This is a genomic window from Nocardia sp. NPDC051052, assembly GCF_044456045.1.
Lineage (GTDB): Bacteria > Actinomycetota > Actinomycetes > Mycobacteriales > Mycobacteriaceae > Nocardia.
On the sequence record NZ_JBITFL010000008.1, the window covers coordinates 320470 to 343006 of the forward strand.

At 66.7% G+C, this 22537-nt stretch carries 16 protein-coding genes and 1 pseudogene; 8 read left to right on the plus strand and 9 right to left on the minus strand.

The window, feature by feature from the left end:
* The first annotated feature begins 238 nt into the window (after window positions 1–238).
* Complete coding sequence (locus ACIBCN_RS28160) at window positions 239–1051, plus strand: SAM-dependent methyltransferase (protein ID WP_396994692.1); 813 nt, start codon at window positions 239–241, stop codon at window positions 1049–1051.
* 128 nt (window positions 1052–1179) lie between these two features.
* On the plus strand, window positions 1180–1485 hold the full coding sequence (locus ACIBCN_RS28165) for a DUF6300 family protein (RefSeq protein ID WP_396994801.1): 306 nt from the start codon (window positions 1180–1182) through the stop codon (window positions 1483–1485).
* Here ACIBCN_RS28165 and dnaE read toward each other — a convergent pair.
* The 4 genes and pseudogenes from dnaE to ACIBCN_RS28185 all read right to left on the minus strand — a co-directional run bounded on the left by dnaE (window position 1469) and on the right by ACIBCN_RS28185 (window position 8548).
* Window positions 1469–5031: pseudogene (dnaE, locus tag ACIBCN_RS28170) on the minus strand (DNA polymerase III subunit alpha). The gene ACIBCN_RS28165 and the pseudogene dnaE overlap by 17 nt on opposite strands.
* A gap of 208 nt (window positions 5032–5239) precedes the next feature.
* Window positions 5240–6208, minus strand: coding sequence for a LysR family transcriptional regulator (locus ACIBCN_RS28175; protein WP_396994693.1), 969 nt, complete (start codon window positions 6206–6208; stop codon window positions 5240–5242).
* Window positions 6209–6269: 61 nt separating this feature from the next.
* Window positions 6270–7982: a BCCT family transporter gene (locus tag ACIBCN_RS28180; RefSeq protein WP_396994694.1), complete on the minus strand. Its 1713-nt coding sequence runs from the start codon at window positions 7980–7982 to the stop codon at window positions 6270–6272.
* A gap of 119 nt (window positions 7983–8101) precedes the next feature.
* Window positions 8102–8548, minus strand: coding sequence for a MarR family winged helix-turn-helix transcriptional regulator (locus ACIBCN_RS28185; RefSeq protein WP_396994695.1), 447 nt, complete (start codon window positions 8546–8548; stop codon window positions 8102–8104).
* A 55-nt stretch (window positions 8549–8603) separates the two neighbouring features.
* On the opposite strand from ACIBCN_RS28185, the gene ACIBCN_RS28190 reads away from it, so the two are divergent.
* Window positions 8604–9413, plus strand: coding sequence for an alpha/beta fold hydrolase (locus ACIBCN_RS28190; RefSeq protein ID WP_396994696.1), 810 nt, complete (start codon window positions 8604–8606; stop codon window positions 9411–9413).
* Window positions 9414–9483: 70 nt separating this feature from the next.
* Here ACIBCN_RS28190 and ACIBCN_RS28195 read toward each other — a convergent pair whose 3' ends face one another.
* Window positions 9484–10683, minus strand: a complete 1200-nt coding sequence (locus ACIBCN_RS28195) for a dipeptidase (protein WP_396994697.1) — start codon at window positions 10681–10683, stop codon at window positions 9484–9486.
* A 119-nt stretch (window positions 10684–10802) separates the two neighbouring features.
* Between ACIBCN_RS28195 and ACIBCN_RS28200 the strand changes: the two genes are divergently transcribed.
* The gene (locus ACIBCN_RS28200) at window positions 10803–11588 is read left to right on the plus strand and encodes an ABC transporter permease (protein WP_396994698.1); all 786 of its coding nucleotides are present in this window, start codon (window positions 10803–10805) and stop codon (window positions 11586–11588) included.
* On the opposite strand, the gene ACIBCN_RS28205 is transcribed toward ACIBCN_RS28200, so the two are convergent.
* Complete coding sequence (locus ACIBCN_RS28205; protein WP_396994699.1) at window positions 11548–12021, minus strand: SRPBCC family protein; 474 nt, start codon at window positions 12019–12021, stop codon at window positions 11548–11550. The two genes, ACIBCN_RS28200 and ACIBCN_RS28205, sit on opposite strands and share 41 nt — an antisense overlap.
* A gap of 98 nt (window positions 12022–12119) precedes the next feature.
* Between ACIBCN_RS28205 and ACIBCN_RS28210 the strand changes: the two genes are divergently transcribed.
* The 4 genes from ACIBCN_RS28210 to ACIBCN_RS28225 all read left to right on the plus strand — a co-directional run bounded on the left by ACIBCN_RS28210 (window position 12120) and on the right by ACIBCN_RS28225 (window position 18841).
* The gene (locus ACIBCN_RS28210) at window positions 12120–13151 is read left to right on the plus strand and encodes an LLM class flavin-dependent oxidoreductase (protein ID WP_396994700.1); all 1032 of its coding nucleotides are present in this window, start codon (window positions 12120–12122) and stop codon (window positions 13149–13151) included.
* A gap of 458 nt (window positions 13152–13609) precedes the next feature.
* Window positions 13610–15460 (plus strand): hypothetical protein, encoded by a 1851-nt coding sequence (locus tag ACIBCN_RS28215; protein WP_396994701.1) that lies wholly within the window; start codon window positions 13610–13612, stop codon window positions 15458–15460.
* Window positions 15450–17345 carry a TOMM precursor leader peptide-binding protein gene (locus tag ACIBCN_RS28220; protein WP_396994702.1) on the plus strand — a complete coding sequence of 632 codons (1896 nt, stop codon included), beginning with the start codon at window positions 15450–15452 and terminating at the stop codon, window positions 17343–17345. The genes ACIBCN_RS28215 and ACIBCN_RS28220 overlap by 11 nt, the downstream gene beginning before the upstream one ends.
* Window positions 17346–17356: 11 nt before the next feature.
* The gene (locus tag ACIBCN_RS28225) at window positions 17357–18841 is read left to right on the plus strand and encodes a SagB family peptide dehydrogenase (protein WP_396994703.1); all 1485 of its coding nucleotides are present in this window, start codon (window positions 17357–17359) and stop codon (window positions 18839–18841) included.
* On the opposite strand, the gene ACIBCN_RS28230 is transcribed toward ACIBCN_RS28225, so the two are convergent.
* Genes ACIBCN_RS28230 through ACIBCN_RS28240 form a run of 3 tightly spaced genes read right to left on the minus strand, consistent with a single transcriptional unit; the run spans window position 18830 to window position 22442 of the window.
* Window positions 18830–20920, minus strand: coding sequence for a xanthine dehydrogenase family protein molybdopterin-binding subunit (locus ACIBCN_RS28230; protein ID WP_396994704.1), 2091 nt, complete (start codon window positions 20918–20920; stop codon window positions 18830–18832). The genes ACIBCN_RS28225 and ACIBCN_RS28230 overlap by 12 nt on opposite strands.
* A complete protein-coding gene (locus ACIBCN_RS28235; protein WP_396994705.1) occupies window positions 20917–21927 on the minus strand; it encodes an FAD binding domain-containing protein in 1011 nt (336 codons plus the stop codon). The genes ACIBCN_RS28230 and ACIBCN_RS28235 overlap by 4 nt, the downstream gene beginning before the upstream one ends.
* The gene (locus ACIBCN_RS28240; protein WP_396994706.1) at window positions 21924–22442 is read right to left on the minus strand and encodes a 2Fe-2S iron-sulfur cluster-binding protein; all 519 of its coding nucleotides are present in this window, start codon (window positions 22440–22442) and stop codon (window positions 21924–21926) included. Before ACIBCN_RS28240 ends, ACIBCN_RS28235 begins: the two co-directional genes overlap by 4 nt.
* Window positions 22443–22537: the final 95 nt, after the last annotated feature.

Genomic DNA, 22537 nt, shown 5'->3' on the forward strand with positions numbered 1-22537 from the left:
AATGATTAGTAAATGGGGGAACTGATCTACCGCACCGCCCGCAATTGCGCGAAACCGCCGATCGTATCGCCGCCGAGCCGCAGCGAGCGGCGTACTAGGCAGTCGTGGACCGTGTGGGTGAACGCGGCGGGCGTGCGAGGGAGCGGATACGAACTGGACTGGCGGTTAGCGTCGGGTCGATTGTCCGGATGCGGTATACCTCGTTGGTACCGATCCCAACGCGCAAGGAGACTTCGGCGTGTCCGATGGCCCTATCGACCTGCATACCGATGTGCCGCACCCGGCTCGGATGTATGACTATTTCCTCGGCGGCAAGGACTCCTACGATGCCGACCGCGTGGCTGCTGAGCAGGCGCTGCGCGACTTTCCGCACGTCCAGTTGACCGCTCGGACCAATCGCGAGTTCATGCGGCACGCCACGCGATTCCTTGTGGGGCAGGGGATTCGGCAGTATCTCGACATCGGCACCGGCATTCCGACCGAACCGAACCTGCACCAGGTCGCCCAGGAGCAGGCGCCCGAGTCCAGAGTCGTGTACGTGGACAACGACCCGTTGGTGCTCGCGCACGCGCGGGCGCTGCTGGTGAGCACTCCCGAGGGGCGCACCACCTATCTACAGGCCGACGCGGCGGATCCGGCGACCATTCTCGCCGCGCCGGAATTGCAAGCGACATTGGATCTTTCGAAGCCGGTGGCGGTGTCGCTGATGGCGGTGGTCCACTTCGTGCCCGGTGACGTCTACGAGATGGTGCGGACCCTGATGGCGCCGTTGGCGCCGGGGTCCTATCTGGCGATGTCGCATGTCACGACGGATTTCGATGACGGTGACGCGGACCCAGAAGGCATGGCACGGCTGTTGCAGGTCTACATAGATCGTGGGATTCCCGTACGGCCGCGGACCCGCGCCGAAGTCGCACGATTCTTCGATGGACTGGAACTCGTCGACCCCGGTGTCGAGGTGATCCACCGCTGGCGTCCCGAGGGCATCGAACGCCCGAAAAGCTATGACAAGCGGGTGTCGCTCTACGGTGCCGTCGGCAAGAAGGTCTGAGGCCTGCGGGGATCGCCTCCAATTCACAACTGGTGGTTGGGGATTGGGCGTTTCGGTTGTTGGACAACGCACTCGCGATCTAGTCGAATCGATCCGTGACCGAACTCGAGCTCTCGTATGTCGATGATGTGCCGTGCCATCGGTGCGCGGGCCCGGTGATATGCGCTATGCGGGTTCCCCATTCTTTCCTTCGGGCAGACGGGATAGAGGTGCGTGGGACCAGATCCGTCGGCCTCTGCCCGTCTTGCGACGGCGAAAGTCGCGCGGCACGAGCGGTGATCGATCACCTCGTGCGCCACGGTGGCTTCGCACAGGCGGACCTGCCCGAGATCGCCGCTCTGCTCGGCGAATTGGCGTCGCGGGCGTTACCGGCGGAACTGGACGAGGAACTGTTGCACGCGGCCGCGGCGGAGTTCGTCAGGGCAACACCTTGATTCCGCGCAGCGCCCGCAACTCGCCGAGCAATGCCGGGCTCACCGCCACCGGATAGTCGGCGACCGCCAGGGTTGTCCGCTGCTCCCGATGGCACAGTACGATCCGCACCGGAGTGCTGCCGTGATGGGCTCGCAGTGCCGACTTGAGCTCCAAAACGCCTTTGCGGTCGGTGCTTTGGGCGTTGAGCTCCAGCATCAAGGGCGGGCGTTGCCGGCCACCGTCCAGGTGGCTCACGTCGAGCACCGCGACGTGCGAGCCGAACACCGACATCTTGTCCTCGCGCCAGTTGACGCGGCCCGCCACCACGACAACGGCGTCGACGGCCAGATCCATGGCGAACACGCTGTAGCTCTTCGGGAAGAACAGCACCTCGATCGAGGCGTCCAGGTCCTCCACCACGGCGATGGCCCAGCTCTCACCCTTCTTGTTCACCCGGCGCTCCAGGGCCGAGATGATGCCCGCGACGGTGACCGTCCCCTCCTTCGGCGGATTGGCCAGCACGCCGGCGATCGGCTTCGGCGCACTCTTGCGCAGGACATGGTCCGCGCCATCGAGCGGGTGGCCGGAAACGTACAGCCCCAGCATTTCCCGCTCCAGCGCGAGCAGGTCTTTGCGCGGCCACTCGTCCGCGTCGAAGCGCAGGTGCGCCAGCGGCGAGGAATCGCTTGCCGCCTCCTCGGCGCCGTCCGGCACCCCGAACAGGTCGAACTGGCCCATCGCCTCCTGGCGTTTCAGCCCGGTGACCGCGTCCACGGCTTCTTCATGGACGGCGACGAGCGCTTTGCGGTGATGGCCGAAGGAGTCGAAGGCGCCGGCCTTGATGAGCGATTCCAGGACACGCTTGTTGCAGCAGACCAACGGCGACTTTTCGACGAAGTTCGCGAACGAGGTGTATTTGCCCTTCGCCGTGCGGGTTTCGATGATCGAGTCGACCACGTTGGCCCCGACGTTGCGCACGCCACCGAGCCCGAACCGGATATCACCGCCTACTGCCGAGAACCGCAGTGCGGACTCATTCACGTCCGGCGCAAGCACTTTGACGCCGAGCTGCCTGCATTCGGACAGGTAGATTGCCGACTTGTCCTTGTTGTCGGACACCGAAGTCAGCAGTGCCGCCATGTATTCGGCTTGATAGTTGGCTTTGAGGTAGGCGGTCCAATAGCCGACCAATGCGTAGCCGGCGGCATGCGACTTGTTGAAGGCGTAGCCGGCGAACGGCAGCACGGTATCCCACAGCGCCTGCACGGCCGCATCGGAGAATCCGTTGTCCCGCATGCCCGCCCGGAAACCCTCGAACTCCTGCTGCAGTACGTCGAGCTTCTTCTTCCCCATCGCGCGGCGCAGCACGTCGGCGCGCCCCATGGAGAAACCCGCGACCCGCTGCGCGATCTGCATGATCTGTTCCTGATAGACGACCAATCCATAGGTCTCGGCGAGGATTTCGCGCAGCGGCTGCTCGAGTTCCGGGTGGATCGGCTCGATCCGTTGCCGGTCGTTTTTGCGATCGGCGTAATTGTTGTGCGTGTTCATCGCCATCGGTCCCGGCCGGTACAGCGCGTTGACGGCGACGATGTCCTCGAAGCCGGTCGGCCCGAGTCGCCGGAGCAGTTCGCGCATCGCGCCGCCGTCGAGCTGGAACACGCCGAGACTGTCACCGCGGCCGAGCAATTCATAGGTCTTCGGGTCGTCGGTGCCGAGCGCGTCCAGGTCGACCGTCTCGCCGCGGTTGGCCTGGATGTTGTCGATCGCGTCGCCGATCACCGTGAGGTTGCGCAAGCCGAGGAAGTCCATCTTGAGCAGGCCGATGGCCTCGCAGGACGGGTAATCCCAGCCGGTGATCATCGCGCCGTCGTCGCGTCGCCACAACGGCGTCACGTCGACCAGCGGTTCGGACGACATGATCACCGCGCAGGCGTGCACACCCGCGTTGCGGATCAAGCCCTCGAGGCCGCGCGCGGTGTCCATGATGGTGGCGACGTCTTTGTCGGTCTCGATCAGTGCCCTGACCTCGGCCGCCTCCGGGTAGCGTTCGTGCGACGGATCGGTGATGCCCGAAAGCGGAATGTCCTTGGCGGCCACCGGCGGTGGCAGCGCCTTGGAGATCCGGTCGGCGACGGCGAAGCCCGCCTGACCGTAGTGCACGCGCGCGGAGTCCTTGATCGCCGCCTTCGTTTTGATCCTGCCGAAGGTGATCACCTGCGCGACGCGATCAGAACCGTACTTCTCCGTCGCGTAGCGCACCATCTCGCCGCGGCGGCGATCGTCGAAGTCCATATCGATATCGGGCATGGACACCCGCTCGGGGTTGAGGAATCGCTCGAACAACAGTCCGTGCGCGATCGGGTCCAGGTTGGTGATGCCCATGGCGTAGGAGACCAGTGATCCCGCGGCCGAGCCGCGGCCGGGCCCGACGCGGATGCCCTCTTCGCGCGCATGATTCATGAGATCCGCGGTGATCAGGAAGTAGGCGGGAAACCCCTTCTCCACGATGATGTCCATCTCGAACTCTGCCCTGCGCACATACTCTTCGGACACCCCGTCGGGAAACCGCCGGCCGAGTCCGCGCATGACCTCCGCGCGGAACCACGAGTTCGCGTCGTAGCCCGGGGGCGCTTCGTAGATCGGCATCCGATCGGTATGCGCCCACACCTCGGCGTAGGACTCGACCCGTTCGGCGATCAGCAAGGTGTTGTCCGCCGCACCGGGGACCTGGGTGTCCCAGTACGCGCGCATCTCCTCGGCCGATTGCAGGTAGTAGCCGTTGCCGTCGAACTTGAATCGCGTTGGGTCGCTGAGGGTTTTACCGGCTTGCACGCACAGCAGTGCGGCGTGCGCCTCGGACTGGTCCTTGCTCACGTAATGCGAATCGTTGGTGGCCAGCGGGGGCAGCCCGAGCTTGCTGCTGATCTCGAGCAGGCCGTCGCGGACCGACCGCTCGATCGGCAAGCCGTGGTCCATCAACTCCACGAAGAAGTTGTCCCTGCCGAAGATGTCGCGGTAGTCGGACGCGGCCCGCATCGCCTCCGCGTGCTGGCCGAGGCGCAGCCTGGTCTGGACCTCGCCGGACGGGCAACCGGTGGTGGCGATGATGCCCGCGGCGTGCTGGGCGATGAGCTCGCGGTCCATCCGTGGCTTGCGGTAGTAGCCCTCGATGCTGGCCAGTGACGACAGCTTGAACAGGTTGCGCAGACCCCGCGGATTCTGCGCCAGCATCGTCATGTGGGTGTAGGCGCCGCCGCCGGAGACGTCACCGCCGACGCCCTCGCCATTGGATCCGCGCTGGCCCGCCTGTCCCCAGAACACCGGCTTCTTGTGGTGTCTGCTGCCCGGTGCCAGGTAGGCTCGATGCCGATGATGGGTTTGATGCCCGCTTTCGTGGCGACCTGATAGAACTCGTCGGCGCCGAACATGTTTCCGTGGTCGGTCATGCCGACCGCGGTCATCCCGAGCCTGGCCGCCTCGTCGAACAGCGGCTTGACCTTCGCCGCGCCGTCGAGCATGGAGTATTCGGTGTGGACGTGCAGGTGAACGAACGAAGACAACAGATGCCCTCCAAGATGCGATCCGGGTTCGGATCGCCCTATTCGAGCCGAGTGCGCGAGGGTGGGGCAAACAATCGACACGCGTGCGTCGACAACCGATAGTTGTTCGTGCTGGCAGTGGATCGCGAAACAGCGGCGGGGCGCAGCCGAATTCGGGGTGTCGTGAGCGAGGGTTTCCATGAGATGGCCGACATGTTCGCGCGTCGGCTGATCAGGGGCGCCGGGACTCTCGGACGTGCGGCTTGCCCCAGAGTCCGCTGTGCAGTTCCGCCGTTGGCAGCCAATGGATTTCGGGGTCGTACGGCCGAAAGCCGGCGGTCACATAGTCGATGAGGCGGGGCAGTGCGGGGTGCCGATTCCGGCGCTGCCACAGCATGGAATGCGGGTAACCGGGTATCGGCTCGACGACCGGAATCTGCACGACCTCGGGATGCCATGGGGCGCGGAGTCTTTCGCCGGTGAAGACGATGCTGTCCGCTGAGTCGGCGATATCGTCGAGCAGGTGTTCCAGGCCGAAATAGGGGCCCGAGGTATCGATGGTGAGCCGGAAGTCGGCGGCGAGATCGTCGTAGTACTGCCGCCATTCGCTGCCCGGTTCGTTGCCCGGCATCCGCGCGACCGAATCGGTCAGCTCGCTCAGCCGGATCTGGCGGTGGGCCGCGAGGCGGTGTTTGCGGCCGATCAGCACGTGCAGTGGCTCGAGGTAGACGGGGAGATGGTCGATCGAGGGGTCGAGTGCGCCGACCACCCTGGCGAAGGCGACGTCGATCGCGCCGCTGACGAGCGCGGACCGCCCGCTGCGCAGGCCGCTGGAGGTGATGATGTCGACCTCGACGCCCGCGTGCGCGTGCAGGAAATCTCTGATCAATTCGGTTGCCGCGAGCCGGGTTTCGAGCACGTCGACGCGCAGCGGGCGCACCCGTCCACTGACCGATTCGCGGGCCTGATCGGCCAGCGCGATGAGCGCCCTGGCATGGGGGAGGAAGGCGGTGCCGTCCTCGGTGAGGCCGCTCCCGTTGCGCGAGCGCTGGAACAAGGTGGTGCCGAGACCGGCCTCCAGCTTGGCGATCCGCTTGGAGATCGCCTGCTGAGTCAGCGCCAGCTGGTCCGCGGCCTCGCCGAAATGCTGATGGTCGGCGATAGCGATGAACGCGCGGACCGCGCCCAGGTCCAATTCCACCCTGACTCCTCCCACAACAACCGGTTGTCTACCTTCGCATACGGCAGACAGCCGTCGCGGATCAGTCGGGCGTCGTAGCGTCCGGCACCGGCTCGGTGACGAGTCCGAAATCGGCGTCGTGGCGTTCCTGGCCTTGCAGCACAGCGTTTTCGATGAGTGCGGCGCCGTGTTCTTCGCGCAGGATCATCGGATCCGAGCGCACGTCCTTGTACAGCGCGACGCACAGCAATCCCATGACCAAGACGAAGGGGAGTGCCACCACCGTCGTCAGCGCTTGGAGTCCGTTCAGGGCGCCGCCGAGGTCGCCGGGGTCGGCGATGATGAGCATGATGGCGGCGACCGCGCCGGTCGCGCTGCCCCAGAAGATCACTGTCGCCTTGGAAGGTTCGAGGCTGCCCTTCTCCGACAACGTGCCCATCACGATGGAGGCGGCGTCGGCGCCGGAGACGAAGAAGATGCCGACCAGGATCATCACCAGGACGGCGGTCACCGTGGCGATCGGATAGTGATCGAGCAGATGGAACAGCGTGAAGTTGGAGTCCACGCGGCCGTTCGCCTCGGTGAGGTCACCGGTCTGGCGCTGCTGGAAAATACCGGCGCCACCGAAGATCACGAACCACGCGAGGCTGACGATGCTCGGCACCAGCAGCACGCCGGTGACGAACTGGCGGATCGTGCGCCCTCGGCTGATCCGGGCGATGAACATGCCGACGAACGGGGTCCACGAAATCCACCAGGCCCAGTAGAAGACGGTCCACGTCGACAGCCAAGCCTGCATCTCGTCGCCGCCGCGCACGCCGGTCCGCGAGGCCATCTCGGGCAGCATGGAGATGTAGTCGCCCAGCGCGGCGGGCAGCATGTTGAGCATGAAAAGCGTTGGCCCGACCACGAAAACGAAGACCGCGATGAGCAGGGCGAGCACCATGTTGACGTTCGACAGCCACTGGATACCCCGGTCGATTCCGGACACGGCCGAGGCGATGAACGCGATGGTCAGGCCGGTGATGATGACGACGAGACCGACCTTGCCGATCGCGTCGACCCATCCGTTGAACTCGATGCCCGCGCCGATCTGTAGCGCGCCGAGACCGAGCGAGGCCGCCGAGCCGAACAGCGTCGCGAAGATCGCCATCATGTCGATCGCGCGGCCGCCGATGCCGTCGGCGTGGCGTCCGAGGATCGGCCGGAACACCGACGAGATCAGCTGTGAGCGTCCCTTGCGGAAGGTGCCGTACGCGATGGACAGGCCGACCACGGCATAGATCGCCCACGGGTGCAGCGTCCAATGGAACAGCGTGGTGGCCATGGCGACCTCGGCCGCCTCGGCGGTGCCGGGTGAGACGGTGCCCGGCGGCGGGCTCGTGTAGTGCGTTACCGGCTCGGCGACACCCCAGAACATCAGGCCGATGCCCATGCCCGCGCTGAACATCATCGCGATCCACGACGTGGTGCGGAACTCCGGCTTCTCGTCGTCGGCGCCGAGCGGGATCTTGCCGTATCGGCTTGCCGCCAACCAGATTACGTAGACGACGAAGGTGGACGCGGTCAGTACGAACAGCCAGCCGGTGTTGGTGATCACCCACGACTGCGCGTCGGCCGCGGCGGTGCCCAGGCTGGAGTGGTCGATGATGCCCCAGGCGACGAAAGCCAGCGAGCAGACGGCGGTGAAGCCGAAGACCAGCCAGTCGAGCCCGCGCTTCGCCGGCGACGGGCCGGGCGGGTCCTGGATGCTTTCATCCGATCCATCGGCGTAACGCCCGGTCTTCGTCGCCATCAGGTTCGAGTCCTTTCCGGTTGACGCGAGCGCGCGTCTGCGAAGCCCCCTTGCCACTCCCTGGCACCGTACAACGTCTTTCCGTGCGAACCCGCGACATTCGATCTTCTGTCGAAGGGCTATTTGTCCGATCGTGTTGGGGCGGCGGTGTGTTCGAGCGGTGTGGTCAGGATGAGGTCGAGGAGTTCGCCGAGCGTGTCGATCTGAGCGGGGGACAGTCCTTCGAGGGAGCGGCGTTGCGTTGCGCGGACGCGGCGCGCACCCTCGGCGCGGATCTGCTCGCCCTTGGCGGTGAGGCGGTGCCGGATGGCGCGACCGGGACCCGGTACGCGTTCGATCAGGCCGCGGTCGACCATCCGTGCCGCCAGGGTGCCGAAGGACTGGTCGGTCTGAAAGGTCAACTGCGCCAGATCATGCAGTGAGGCGTCGGGATGGAGATCGAGATGCCGCAACGTGTCCCATTGCGCCAGCGAGACACCGAGATCGGCGAGTTCGGCGGTGAAGGCGCGGTGGTGGCGGTGCTGCACCCGCTTGATCGACAGGGCTACCGCTTCGATCGAGGTCATGGCGCGATCATAACTCAGGTTGTTTGTATCAGGTTCATTGTATAAGGTTGCTGATATGTCGTCCTTGGTTACCCGCACCGTCGATATCGAACTGCCCGGATTCGGCAGCGTTGCCGTCCGCCTCACCGAGCGAGGGGCGGGTCGCCCGATCCTGCTGCTGCACGGCGGGGCAGGTTCCATCTCGGTCGCCGACTTCGCCGATCGTTTCGCCGCCGAGCGGCATGCCCGCGTCCTCACGCCTACCCACCCCGGGTTCGACGGGACCGAGCGACCCGAATCCCTCACCACCATCGGTGAACTCGCCGCCGTCTATGCCGCGTTGCTCGAGACCCTCGATCTCACCGACGTCACCGTCGTCGGGAACTCGGTCGGCGGATGGATCGCGGCCGAACTCGCGCTCCTGCACCCGGATCGGGTGACCAGTGTGGTCCTCGTCGATGCCGTGGGGATCGAGGTTCCTGAGCACCCGATTATCGACTTCTTCGCGCTCGATATTTCGCGGATCGCGGACTATAGCTACGCGGATCCCGATGCCTACCGGATCGACCCGGCACAGCTCAGCCCGGCGGTGCTGCGAGTGATGGCCGCGAATCGTGGCGCGCTTCAGGTTTACGGCGGCTCGATGGTCGACCCGACGTTGCATGGTCGGCTGCCCGGGATCACCTTGCCGACGCTGGTCATCTGGGGGGACGCCGATCGCGTCACCGAGCCGGAAAACGGGCGGGCCTTCGCCGATGCCATCCCCAATGCTCGATTCGTCGTCATGAAAGACACCGGGCATCTTCCACAGATCGAATCACCTGCCGAGCTGATCCAGCTCCTCTGGGACTTCGCCGAGACCTACGCCACCGAGCCTGCCGCCTGAGTTTTCTCGCTCACCCGCGGGGTGCAACGCACCTAGCCTCAGTCGTGCGCCCTCGGACGCTCCTTGGCGGTCAGGGCGTTGGACCGTCGAGTTGGTTGATGGTGGCGTTGGAGGGGGTGCGGGTGCGTTGCAGTTTGTCGGCGACGTCTTCGGCGTCGCGGAGGACGCGGACGGCGTTGTGCCAGGTCAGTTTTCCGATGTCGGGTTCGGACCAGCCGCGGCTCAGTAGTTCGGCGATCAGGGTGGGGTAGCCTGCGACGTCGTTCAGGTCGGTGGGGAGGTAGTTGGTGCCGTCGAAGTCGCTGCCGAGGCCGATGTGGTCGATGCCGACCAGTTCGCGCAGGTGGTCGAGGTGGTCGGCGACGGTTGCCACGGTCAGTGGGGGGCGGGGGTGGGTGGCTTCGTAGGTTTGGCGGCACGCCGTCGCCTCCGGTGACCAGTCCATGCGGAGGAAACCGTTGGCTTGCGCGTATTCGTCTGCCGCGGCCGCCCAGTCCTTTGCGGCGGGGAGCAGGAAGTATCCGACGAAGGCGGCCATCGCGACACCGCCGTTGGCGGGCAGCGTGGCCAAGACGTCGTCGGGGATGTTGCGCGGGTGGTCGCAGAGGGCGCGGGCGCAGGAGTGCGAGAAGATCACGGGCGCTTCGGATGTCGCGATCGCCGCACGCATGGTGTCGGGGGAGACGTGGGAGAGGTCGACCAGCATGCCGACGCGATTCATCTCGCGCACCACCTCGACACCGAACGCGGTGAGCCCGCCCGCCTTCGGTTCGTCGGTGGCCGAATCCGCCCACGGCACATTGTCGTTGTGCGTGAGGGTCAGGTACCGCACGCCCAGTCGATGCAGGGCACGTAACGTCGCGAGCGAGCAGTTGATGCTGTGGCCACCCTCGGCCCCCATCAACGAGGCGATCCGGCCCGCCGCGCGTGCGGCTTCCATTGCGTCTGCGGTGCAAGCCAATTGCAGCCGATCAGGGAATCGCTCGGTCAGTGCCCGAACGAAGTCGATCTGTTCCAGGGTGGCGCTGACGGCGGCGTCGCCTGCCAAGTCGCTGGGCACGAACACCGACCAGAACTGTGCGCCGACCCCGCCGGCACGAAGCCGATCGAGGTCGGTGTGCAACCGCGCACTCTGATCCTTTGCCAGGTCGATGGCGTCGAGATCGTATCCGGCCTCGATCCGCATAGCCCACGGAAGGTCGTTGTGACCGTCCACAACCGGGGTATCGCGGAGGATGGCGTGCGCGCGAGCGAGCAGAGGGGAGGTCACGACTCTGTTCTATACGCGCATCGCATCGGTGTCGAATGTTTTGGACTTGGAAGCGGCGAAGGGAGCCGCCACGCTCCGGGTAACGCCGTTGCCGACAGTTGGTGTGGGAGGGTGCGGGCATGAACTCGGTTGCGACGCCAGGTATCGGATTGGCGGCGCTGTGTGTTGTGCTGGTCGCGGCGGCCACAGCGGTGTATTGGGGAGCCGACCTCGGGTCCATTACCGTCGCGCCCGGGGCGGCGTTGCGTGCTGTGGCGCAATTGTCGGTGGTGGCGCTGGTGTTGGCTGCGGCGTTGGCGCACTTGTGGTCGTCGTTGTTAGTGCTGTTGGTGATGTTCATCGCCGCGACGCTCACGGCGGCAGGTCGGGCCGGCGCCGGGGTATCGGGCGGTTGGCTCACACTCGCCGTGGGTGCCGGCATGGCGGCGGTGCTACCGGCGATGCTGGTCAGCGGTGTGGTTCCGATGACCGGGGTGGCTGTTGTCCCGGTCGGCGGGATCATTCTGGGCGGCACCATGACTGCCACGTCGCTGGCCGCTCGACGGTCGCTGGACGCGTTGACGCAACGCCGCGGGGAGGTGGAGGCGGCGCTGAGCCTCGGGCTCACCGATCGCGACGCACGGCTCGAGATGATTCGCTCGACCGCCGCCGATGCATTGCTGCCCGGCGTCGATCAGACGCGAACCGTCGGGCTGGTCACGCTGCCCGGCGCGTTCGTCGGTGTCCTGGTGGCCAGTGGATCCGCCGCGCAAGCGGCCGCCGTGCAGATACTCGTGCTGCTGGGTTTGATGCTCGCGCAAGCCTGCGCGGTAGCGGTGACCACCGAGCTCGTGGCGCGCGGCCGGGTATGGCGATCGGGCGTCATCAGCGGGGCTCGCCGTCGAGCTGGGTGCGGATCCAGGTGAGGTTGGCGCGCATGCCGGTTGCCCATTCCTCCAGTCGCCGCGCGACGATTCGTCCTTCGAGTTCCGGGGTGGCGATGATCGCCGCAGTCAATCCAGATGGGGCGGGGCCCATTCGGGCCCACTGGCGGACGAGCACTCCTTCTCGGGCCGGGTCTATCTCGAAGGCCCAGGTGGCGCTGGTGGTGTCGGCGGGGCCGACTACTCGCCAGACCCAGCGACGCTGGGGTTCGACCTCGACGACTTCGCAGACGGTTTCCCAGGATCCGAGGGCGGGGTGATCGTTTCGGCCGCGGAACCGTGCCCCGGGCTCGACCCGGTCCGCTGTGCCCTCCCATTCGACGGACTTCAGCTCGGGTGAGCACCGTACCGGTAGCTCTATGTCGGTGACCATGGCCCACGCGGTGTCCGCGTCGCATGGAATACGTTCCGCCACTTCGATAGTGGGACAGTCTCGATAGCGCACCCGCACCCTTCCCTGCTGCTGGATCCGAACTCTCTATACGCTATGGCAACTATGCCCGAGGAGGCGCGATGCGTATCGGTGTACTGATCGAGCCACGGCTGCCCGGCGCGGTCGAGTTCGCCGTCGCGGCGGAGCAGGCCGGGGCCTCGTCGCTGTGGGTCGCGGAGGTGTGGAGCTACGACGCGCTCACCGGACTGGCCTATCTGGCGGCCAAAACGTCATCGATCCGGTTGGGGACGTTCGTGGTTCAGCTCGGATCGCGCACACCCGCGCTGTTGGCGACGTCGGCGCTGAGCCTGCACGAGCTGTCCGGCGGACGATTCGACCTCGGCATCGGGGTTTCCGGGCCCGGGGTCATGGAGGGGTGGCACGGCGTCCGGTTTCGTCGCCCGGTGCAGACCACCCGCGAGACGATCGAGATCATCCGGACGGTGAGTCGCGGCGAACGCCTCGAACATTCCGGCGAGATCTATCCGCTGCCACTGCCGGACGGGCCGGGCCGGGCGCTGCGACCCCTGGTGAATCCGGCGCATGTGCCCATCTACAACGCCGCGATGGGTCCGCGAAACCTGCGGCTGACCGGCGAACTGGCCGACGGCTGGCTCGGTAACGCGTTCATTCCCGAAGCGGCCGAGGTTTTCCTGGATCCGTTGCGCGAGGGCGCGATTCGCGCCGGTCGCGCTCTCGCCGATCTCGACCTGGTGGCGCCGGTCGCCGTCGAGATCACCGACGACGACCAGGCGGCAGCCCAGGCGATCGACAAACACGCCGAGGGGTACGCGTTCACTATCGGTGCCATGGGCGTAGGCGGCCGGAACTTCTACAACGACGCCTTCACGCGTCTCGGTTTCGGAACGGCCGTCGACAAGGTCGTCCAACTGTGGCAGTCCGGCGACAAAGCCGCCGCGCGCCGCGCCGTGCCCCGCGAACTCGGCGAATTGACCAACCTCATCGGGACTCCCACCAGGATCGCCGACCGATTGCGTCACTATCGTGGCGCCGGAATAACCAGCCTGCTCGTCAAACTCGACGGCGACTACCAGCGGCAGCTGTCGACGTTACGTCAATTGATCGCTATCGAATCCCGCGGCACGGATTGACGGAAGAGTGCCCGGCCTCCCGTTGCCACCGGGAGGCCGGGCGAGACGCTTCGGCGGCTATCCTTCGAGTCCGCCGATAAGAATTGCCGGATCACGGTCGCAGCCGCTACAAACGCAGTGCCCGCAGGTGCAGCATCCGGAACAGTCGCACGGCGGGATCAGACCCGTTGGCGCCGAGCGGTTGTCGGCCATGGTCAGCAGTTCGGGTTCGAGATTCAGCAATTCGAGGGCGAGTTTCGCCGAGGTAGTAGCCATATGCCAGTCCTCTCCTGGATAGGTGAAGCGAGAACTTCGAATATGCGCGCCGCGCTTTCCCTTTCGACAGGGCAGCGGGCCCTCCTGGACCGGGTCCCGCCCCGCTCGGGCTGGGAAAGTTTCCCAGCCATCCGGGAATTGGCGCTCTGTCGGCGTGACCGTCGGCCGTGTGATCGTGCTCCAAGAGGTGAAAGGAGCCCGGCATGCGTCCACGATTGGATCCGGCTGTGCGCTATGTGGCCTGCCCCGACGGGGTCTACCTGTACGGAGATCGGGGCGCGCGCACCCTACGGGGAGCCAGGGCATTCGAATGGCTCAGCCGGCTCGAACCGTATCTGAACGGTGAACTGGAACTGGACATGCTGACTGCGGCGCTGCCCGCCGACCAGCGGGCCACCGTCGAGGGCATGGTGACGGTGCTGCACGAGCACGGTTACCTGACCGACGCGCAAGACGATCTTCGCCATCGCCTCTCGGAGGCGGACCAGCAGACCTATGCGCGCGAGATCGCGTTCCTGGCCTGCGCGATCGACTCGCCCGAGCATCGGTTCCAACGGCATCGGGAGGGGCGGGTAACTGTATTCGGCGCTCCCGGAACCGAATCCGTCGTGCGAGAGGTGGTCGCGGCCGGTGTGCGATCGGGCTGGGCGGATGTTCGCGTCTTGGCGGGCGAGTGGGACCTCGTCGAGCTGGCGCGGGCCGCGGAAGCCGCGCGCCGCGACGAACAGCAACGGGTGGTCATCGAGACCCCGGCGGCGCCGGCGGCGGCCGATTTCCACTACACCGACGTCGTGCTGCAAATATCCAGTGCCCTGGACGATTTGGCCGCCTTTGTCCCTTCCTGCCCGCAGGGCGTATCCCTCGGGCAGATGTTGGTCGGTACCGACGAAGCATGGATCTCCGAGGTCGGCGATTCCGTCGACATCGCGGCCGCGTCCTGTTGGAAACGCCTGCGGGCCAACCGGAAAGGCACAGAAACCCGGCGGCGGAATCGCTGGGTCACCGGACCCGTGCCCGCTGTACTGGCCGCACATATGGTCCTTTCCGCCTTCCGGCACCGCACGGGATTGGCTACGCTACCGACCCCCGGGGCGAGCGGACCGCGTTTGACCCGGGTGGATCTGCGGACCCTCGATATGACAGCGCACAGGGTTGCGCCGATTCATGTTGTCGCTGAACGTGGTTCACAATCGCCGCAGGGACGAGGTGGCAACAAGATCGCCTCGACACTCGACGATCTCCTCACGAAGGGCGCCGGGCTCGTCGATGAGAACACCGGCGTGATCAGTGTTCTCGATGAGGGCAACCTGCCGCAGTTCCCGCTATCGCTTTGCCGTGCGGTTGTTTCGGATCCGGCGGCGGTGGTTCCGGCCGGGACCCCGCTTCCGGAAGTGCTCGGGTGGGGGCCGGACCAGCGCGTTGCTCGCATCGGGGCATTGCTCCGCGCACTGGGCATGTACGCATGGCTCGCCTCGGACGCGACGGCGAGGACAACCGGCTTGGACCTGCTGACCGGCGAAACACTAACGCTGTCAACGGAAGTCGCGAGTGAAGCGACGAACCAGCCAGCTGTCGGCGTCGCCGCGGGACTCACTCAGGCGGACGCCATCTCGTGGGGGTTGCGCCAGCAATGCGAAGCACTGCTCATCGAGCGCCGTGCGCGGTGGACGGCACCGGCCGTCGACGCGCATCGAGTACCGCTCGACGAGGCCGGTGGTCGGCTCCTGCACCAACTCGACGTGGCAGGATGCCGGACATCCGTGCTGGATCTCGGTGACATCCTGCGGATTCCGGCCTACGCCGTGCGTACCGATCGCGGTGACGAAGTGGTGAGTTGCGCGGCCAACGGCGCGGATGCCGTGCGGGACGGGTTGGCGCGCACGCTACTGGCCTGGCAGGGCTACCCGGCCGGCTGTACCGCCCCGGTGGCGTCCGAGGAACCGGGTGTGCTCGTGCAGGCATTGGACAGGGCCGGATTCACGCCTGTCGCAATGATTCTCGACAGCGACGTCACGCTCGTGCACACCGTCCGGGTGGTGCTCGATGCCGCATGACATCGCTGTGCTCGGGGAGGGCCTGCTCGCAACCGCCGTTCGGACAGCCCTGGTGGCGACAGGTAACCGCGCCACTGATGACGAACATTCCTGCGATGCGCTGGTAGTGGCCGAGGACGGTCCGGGCACTACCATTTCGGGTCACTGCGCCGCCGATAAGCCGTGGATTCCGTTGCAGCTGAACCATACCCGGGTGCTCGTCGGGCCCGGCCGCCTTCCCGGTACGCCAGGCTGCCCGACCTGCGCGCACCGCCGCCGCGAACACAACCGTGCCGACGCGCCCCAACGCGCGGCGCTGACCGAACAGTTCGGCACGGAACTGCTGCGCCGATCCTCGCCCTTGCTCCTGGAGACCACGGCGGCCGCGGCGGCGGCGCTCGCGGTCGCCGAGGTGGCACGGTTGGTGGCGGGCGCGTCCAGTACGACGCAGTGGAGCCTCGACCTGGCGACGGCGGTCACCAGCAACCACGCGATCCTGGCCGATCCGCTGTGCCCGGACTGCGCCGAGCTGCCGGACGACGACCCTGATCTCGCGCGAATCCAGCTCGCGCCCACCCCGAAACCCGAACCTGGCCGGTTGCGCCTGCGTGATCTCACCGCGGATTTACCTGAGCTGCAACGGACTTACGTCGACGCGGACACCGGGATGGTGCGCGCCATCACCACCTGGACCACCGCGACCTGCCCGGTATCCAAGGCGGAGATCGAATCCGAACAGGCCCCAGCGAGCAGCCACGGTTACGGACGCGGCTTCGGTGTCGCCGCGACCAAGGCCGCCGCGGTGGCCGAGGCGCTGGAACGTCTTGGCGGACAACGCCCCCGCGCCCGGCGTACCGTGGTACGCGCCGCGTATTCCGACATCGCCGACCAGGCCGTCGACCCTCGTACCTTCGGCTTGTACTCCGACGCGCGGTACGACACCCCCGGCTTCTGGTTCCATCGCTACCACCCGGGCCTGGAAATACCCTGGGTGTGGGGGTATTCGTGCACCCGTGCCGAACCCGTGCTCGTCCCGGAGTGCCTGGCGTACTACGGAGTCCACGGCCGCCGTTTCGTCTACGATACCTCCAACGGTTGTGCCGTGGGAAGTTCGGTGGTGGAGGCGGCCCTGCACGGCCTGCTGGAGGTCACCGAGCGGGACGCCTTCCTGCTCACCTGGTATGCCCGGCTACCCGTGCCCCGGGTCGACCTGAACTCGGCGAGCGATCGCCGGATTCCGCTGCTCGCGGATCTCGTCGCGCATGAATTCGGTTACGAGGTAGCGGCTTTCGACTGCACCACCGAAACGGGTATTCCGGCGTACTGGCTGATGGCCGTCGACAAGACTCCCGACGCCAGCAGGCCCAAAGTCCTCTGTGGGGCGGCCGCGCACGTTGTTCCAGAGCGCGCGCTGCTGAGCGGCGTGCAGGAAATGCTGACTATGCTGGAGGGATTCGTCGCCCGCTACGATCCCGACTCGGCACGTCGAATGGTTGTCGATGACACCGCAGTCGGCGATATGGACGACCACAGCATTCTCTACGGTCACCCAGACGCCTTCGCGCGCTTCGACTTCCTGCCCTTCGACGGCCCGCAGCGGCCGATACCCCGCCCGGCGTGGACCGAATCCACCGATCTCACCCAGGATTTGCTGCGGCTCACCGAGCGGTATGAGGCCAGTGGCCTGGATGTCCTTGTCGTCGACCAGACCTCGTCGGAACATCGGGCGGGCGGGCTGGCCTGCGCCAAGGTGCTCGTTCCCGGCACGCTGCCGATGACCTTCGGGCACCGGAACCGCCGCGACCACGGACTGCCGCGAATACGCACGGCACCAAGAGTTCTCGGCTATGCCGAGCGCGATCTCGCCCCGGACGAGGTCAACCCATATCCGCACCCGTTCCCCTGAGGTAGACGTCGATGAGTGCCGACATCGGTTCCCCGCTTGCGAGATTCCTGGACCGCGGCCGCCGTCCGGCGGATGGTCCGATCGACTGGAATGCCGCCCCGGAGCGGTACAAGCGCTACCCCGAAGCCGAGCGGGTGCACTTGCCGTGGGCCGAGGAAGGTGCCGAAGCCGCGTCGATCCGGTCCCTGATGGGTGCCCTGCTGCTCGAGCTGTGCGGAATCACCCGCTTGATGTGGATACCGGTCCTCGATCGCGAGGGTGCGCCGAGGCCAGGGGAGTTCAAAGTTCAGCACGGGCGATCCGCGCCGTCGGGCGGCGCACTCTATCCGTTGGAAGCGTATGTGGCAGTGGGTAATCCCGGGCCGGGGCTCTATCACTACGATCCCGCGCATCACTGCCTGGAGCTGCTGCGAACAGGCGATCATCGGGGCGCGCTGGCACCCGGCGCACCCGTCCCCGCCGTGGTGGTGCTCACCACTCGGTTCTGGCGCAACGGATTCAAGTACGGCGAGTTCGGATATCGGCTGCAGACACAGGAAATCGGTGTGCTCGCGGCTCATGGCGAGGCGATCGCCGCGCGCCTCGGCACCACGGTGGATACGCGCCTGGACTTCGTTGACGAGTCGGTCCATGCGCTGCTCGATGTCGATCCGCGCGCGGAAGCCGCGTTGGCCATGATGTTCGTCGGCGACGAGGCGGCGGCCGCCAGCACGCCCTCCTACCGGGAATTGATCGACCTGGCCCCGGCGAGCGCCTTGCGGCGCGCACCGACGATCACCGACCGGTTGCCCGCCATGGCCGCGCTGCATGCCGCCTCGATGACGCCGCCGGACGACCTCGTGACGGAATCTGCGCCGTATCCGATGGAATCCGGGCGCGCAGTGACACTGCCGTCGGTACGGGTGTCACTCGACGCGGGCATCCCCGGCCGATCCTCGCCCGCTGACGGGTTCCGTCCGCGATCCATCGATGCGGCCCAGCTCGGGGGTCTGATCGGTACCGTCGCCGACGGCTGGGCGGGGTTCGGCCGAGGATCGGCTCTGTACTGCCTCGTCGCGCGGGTCGAGGGGATAGCACCCGGCATGTACCGCTACGACCCCGCTCAACATGCTCTCGTCGAGATCACCGTCGGTGTCGACGAATCCATCCGCTGCCATCCTGTCGTAGGCGAGGCCGCCGCGGTCCTCCTGCCGGTCGGTGATTTCCTGGCGGGTACCGACACCGTCGGAGCTCGCTGGTATCGCATCGTGCAAGCCGATGCGGGCGTAGTTCTGCAACGCGGCGCACTCGCCGCCGCGGCACTCGGTCTCGCCGCACGCATCTACTCCGGCGAAAGTCCCGATTTCACTGACTATTTCGGCGGTATGGCCGGCCGCACCGCGCTGGCCGCGTTATTGATCGGAAAGCCGCGAGCGGTCTCGACGCTGGACCACCGCATCCACCCGGTCCGTTACCCGGCGGGGAAGACGAGGGCCGGATCCGATCTACCCGAGTAGCTTGTCCGCGGTGATGGGTAGATCTCGGATGCGGGTTTCGGTGGCGTGGTAGACAGCGTTCGACACCGCGGCCGCGGCGCCGACGATGCCGATCTCGCCCGCGCCGCGCGAGCCCATGGGATTGGTGTGCTCGTCGATCTCGTCGAGCCAGATCGCCTCGAAATCGCCGATGTCGGCGTGCGCACTGAAGTGGTAACCGGCGAAGTCCTGGTTCACGATGTGACCGAAGCGCGGATCGCGCACGCTTTCCTCGTGCAATGCCATGGACAGTCCCCAGATCATGCCGCCGATGAGCTGAGACCGCAGCAGTCGTGGGTTGATGGCGCGTCCGATGGAGAAGACACCGAGCATGCGGGGCACCCGAATCTCGCCGGTGTCCCGATTCACGTGCGCCTCAACGAAATGCGCGCCGAAGGAGTGCGTGGCGAAATCGTCGGTGTCCTGACCCTCGTCGGCGTCGACGCTGACCTGTGCGCCGACGGCCGGGGCGGTCCCGTGGGTGTCGCGGAAGGCGCGTGCGGCGGTGACGATCGCGGTGCCCCACGAGCTGATGCCCGAGGACCCACCCGCGACGGACGCCGAGGGCAGGGCGGTATCGCCGATCTGTAGCTCGACCGATTCGAAGGGGCAGCCCAGCGCGTCGGCGGCGATCTGGGTGAGCGTGGTCCACGTGCCGGTACCGATGTCCGCGGCGCCGATTCGAACGACGTATCGGTGGTCCGCCGTGAACTCGACGCGCGCCGCGTTTCCTGGTGATCGGGTCGCCGGATAGGTGGCGGCGGCGACGCCGGTGCCGACCAGCCAATCGCCGCTGCGACGGCAACCCGGTGCGGGATCGCGTGCGGCCCAGTCGAACTCGACGGCACCGCGGCGCAGGCATTCGATCAGGTGGCGTCCGGACCACGGTTTGCCCGAGTCCGGATCGGTGGCGGGTTCGTTGCGGATCCGCAATTCGATCGGATCGATAGCGCAGGCGACGGCGAGTTCGTCCATGGCCACCTCGCCGGCGAACATGCCGGGCGCTTCGCCGGGCGCGCGCATCCAGAACGGCACGGCCACGTCGAGGCGCGCCAGCCGGTGCGTGGTCCGGCGATGGGGGGCCTGGTACATCTTTCGCGACGAGACCGCGGTTTGTTCGGCGAACTCTTTGACCCTGGAGGTTTGCTCGATGACGTCGTGGGTGAGCGCGATCAGTGTCCCGTCGGCCTCCGCGCCGAGACGGATGCGCTGGATGGTCGGGGTTCGGTAACCGACCAACGCGAACATCTGCTGTCGGGTGAGTGCCAGCCGCACCGGTCGTCCGCCGCTGCGTTGCGCCGCCAGCAGAGCGAGAACGTTGTGGGCGTGTGGGGCGCCCTTGGCGCCGAAGCCGCCGCCGACGTGCGGTGCGATCACCCGTAGCTGCTGAGGTTCGAGTCCGAACAAGGGCGCGAGCGTTTCGCGGACGGTGTGCACGCCCTGGGTGGAGTCGTACAGCGTGACCGCGGGCTGGTCGCCCGCCGGATGCCAGATGGCGATACAGGCGTGCGGTTCCATCGGGTTGTTGTGTTCGATGGGGGTGGTGTAGGTCTGGTCGATGGTCACGGCGGCGGTGGCCAGCGCGGCGTCCGCGTCGCCGACGGCGGTATCGGTCGGAAACCCGGAGACTTCGTCCGGGGCGTACCGGGTGGCGGGGTCGCCGGGGAATTCCACCTGAGCCTGCTGTTCCTGATAGGAGACCTGCACCAAACCGGCCGCATGCCTGGCGATTTCGGGTGTCTCGGCGATCACCGCGCCGATCAGCTGGCCGCGGAAGGCGACGTTGTCGTCTTGCAGGATGGTCAGCTCCCCGTCGGAGGTATCCGCCAATTTCGGTGCGTCGAAGACGGTGAGCACGGCGATGACGCCGTCGAGCCGGGTGGTCGCGGTGGTGTCCATGGCGGTGACCCGGCCGCGCGCGATGGTGGCTTGCACGGGATGCAGATAGGTCGGCCGGTCCACGTGGTGTTCGGCGGTGTAAGGGGCAGTCCCGGTGACCTTCGCCGGGCCGTCCAGGCGAGTCGGCGAGGTGCCCATCGCCTTGGCTTCGATGAGTGTCATGACCGCACCTGTTCGGCCGGGTCGGATTCGGTGAGGGAACGCAGCGTCGCGACCAACGTGCGCCGCGCGAGTTCGACCTTGAAGGCGTTGCCTTCCAACGGTTGTGCCTCGGCGAGCTCGGCCTCGGCCGCCGCTGCGAAGGTTTCTTCGGTGGCGGGAGCACCGATCAGCATCGACTCGGCCACGCGGGCCCGCCACGGTTTATGCGCCAGCCCGCCGAATGCGATACGCGCGGAAGTGATTTCGCGCCGATCGTGGTAAACCAGTTCGGCGGCAACCGATACCAGCGCGAACGCGTACGACGCGCGGTCGCGCACTTTGCGATAGGTCGAGCGTGCGCCGGTGGGCGCCGCGGGTAACTCCACCGCGGTGATGAGCTGTCCGTGCGTGAGTACGGTGTCGCGGTCGGGCCGGTCGCCGGGCAGGCGGTGGAAATCGACCAGTGGTATGCGCGTTTCACCGTCGGCGCCCATCACCACCACCTTCGCGTCCAGGGCGGCCATCGCCACGGCCATGTCCGAAGGATGCACGGCCACACAGTGTTGCGAGGCGCCGAGGATCGCGTGATAGCGGACGTAGCCGCCGAGAGCGGCGCAACCGGAACCGGGTTCGCGCTTGTTGCACGGCGTGCTGACGTCCTGGAAATACACACACCTGGTGCGCTGCAACAGATTTCCGCCGGTCGTTGCCAGATTTCGCAGTTGGCCTGACGCGCCCGACAGCAATGCCCTTGCGAGGGCGGGGTATCGGGTGCGTATCGAGGGGTGTGCGGCCACGTCGGTGTTGCTTACTCCGGCCCCGATGCGCAGGCCGCCATCGGGCAGTTCGGTGATCTCGGTGAGCGGCAGGTGCCCGATATCGACCAGCAGGGTCGGCCCGGCCACGCCCAGTTTCATGTGGTCGACGAGATTCGTTCCGCCCGCGAGATAGGCCGCGTCCGGCCGGTCCGACACGGCCGCGACCGCGTCCTCGATGGTGTCCGCCCGCTGATATTCGAAAGGAATCATGTCGAGGCCTGCCGAATCGCCGCGAGGATGTTGGGGTACGCGGCGCACCGGCACAGATTCCCACTCATCCGTTCCCGGATCTCGGCGTCGGTCAGCACCTGCTCCGCGTCGAGATCCTCGGTGACGAAGCTCGGCTGCCCGGCCGCCACCTCGTCGAGCATCCCGACCGCCGAACACACCTGACCTGGCGTGCAGTAACCGCACTGGAAGCCATCCTGTTCTACGAAGGCCCGCTGCATCCGATGCCGTTCGCCGCCGTCGCCCAGGCCCGCCGCGGTGACGACGGTGGCGCCGTCCCGCGCGACCGCGAACGTCAGGCAGGTGAGGGCGCGCCGCCCGTCCAGTAAAACGGTGCACGACCCGCACTGCCCGTGGTCACACCCCTTCTTCGGTGCGGTCACGCCGAGATTCTCGCGCAGGGCATCCAGCAGCGTGGTGCGGTTGTCGAGCCGCAGGGTGTGCCGTACTCCGTCGACCTCGAGGCTGATCTCGGTATGACTTCGGGCGGGTTCCATGAGCGCGGAATAGCCCTGCGGGTCGCGCTCAATCGGATTCGGTGGCTTCTTCGCAATTGCCGGGGGGTTGATCTGCGGAGCGTCGCCCGTAGATC

Coding starts and splice junctions, on each gene's coding strand:
- ACIBCN_RS28230 (WP_396994704.1), bottom strand. CDS start 20,920: ATGACACTCATCGAAGCCAAGGCGATGGGCACCTCGCCGACTCGCCTG.
- ACIBCN_RS28240 (WP_396994706.1), bottom strand. CDS start 22,442: ATGGAACCCGCCCGAAGTCATACCGAGATCAGCCTCGAGGTCGACGGA.
- ACIBCN_RS28190 (WP_396994696.1), top strand. CDS start 8,604: ATGTCGTCCTTGGTTACCCGCACCGTCGATATCGAACTGCCCGGATTC.
- ACIBCN_RS28225 (WP_396994703.1), top strand. CDS start 17,357: ATGAGTGCCGACATCGGTTCCCCGCTTGCGAGATTCCTGGACCGCGGC.
- ACIBCN_RS28180 (WP_396994694.1), bottom strand. CDS start 7,982: ATGGCGACGAAGACCGGGCGTTACGCCGATGGATCGGATGAAAGCATC.
- ACIBCN_RS28235 (WP_396994705.1), bottom strand. CDS start 21,927: ATGATTCCTTTCGAATATCAGCGGGCGGACACCATCGAGGACGCGGTC.
- ACIBCN_RS28220 (WP_396994702.1), top strand. CDS start 15,450: ATGCCGCATGACATCGCTGTGCTCGGGGAGGGCCTGCTCGCAACCGCC.
- ACIBCN_RS28210 (WP_396994700.1), top strand. CDS start 12,120: ATGCGTATCGGTGTACTGATCGAGCCACGGCTGCCCGGCGCGGTCGAG.
- ACIBCN_RS28215 (WP_396994701.1), top strand. CDS start 13,610: ATGCGTCCACGATTGGATCCGGCTGTGCGCTATGTGGCCTGCCCCGAC.
- ACIBCN_RS28185 (WP_396994695.1), bottom strand. CDS start 8,548: ATGACCTCGATCGAAGCGGTAGCCCTGTCGATCAAGCGGGTGCAGCAC.
- ACIBCN_RS28200 (WP_396994698.1), top strand. CDS start 10,803: ATGAACTCGGTTGCGACGCCAGGTATCGGATTGGCGGCGCTGTGTGTT.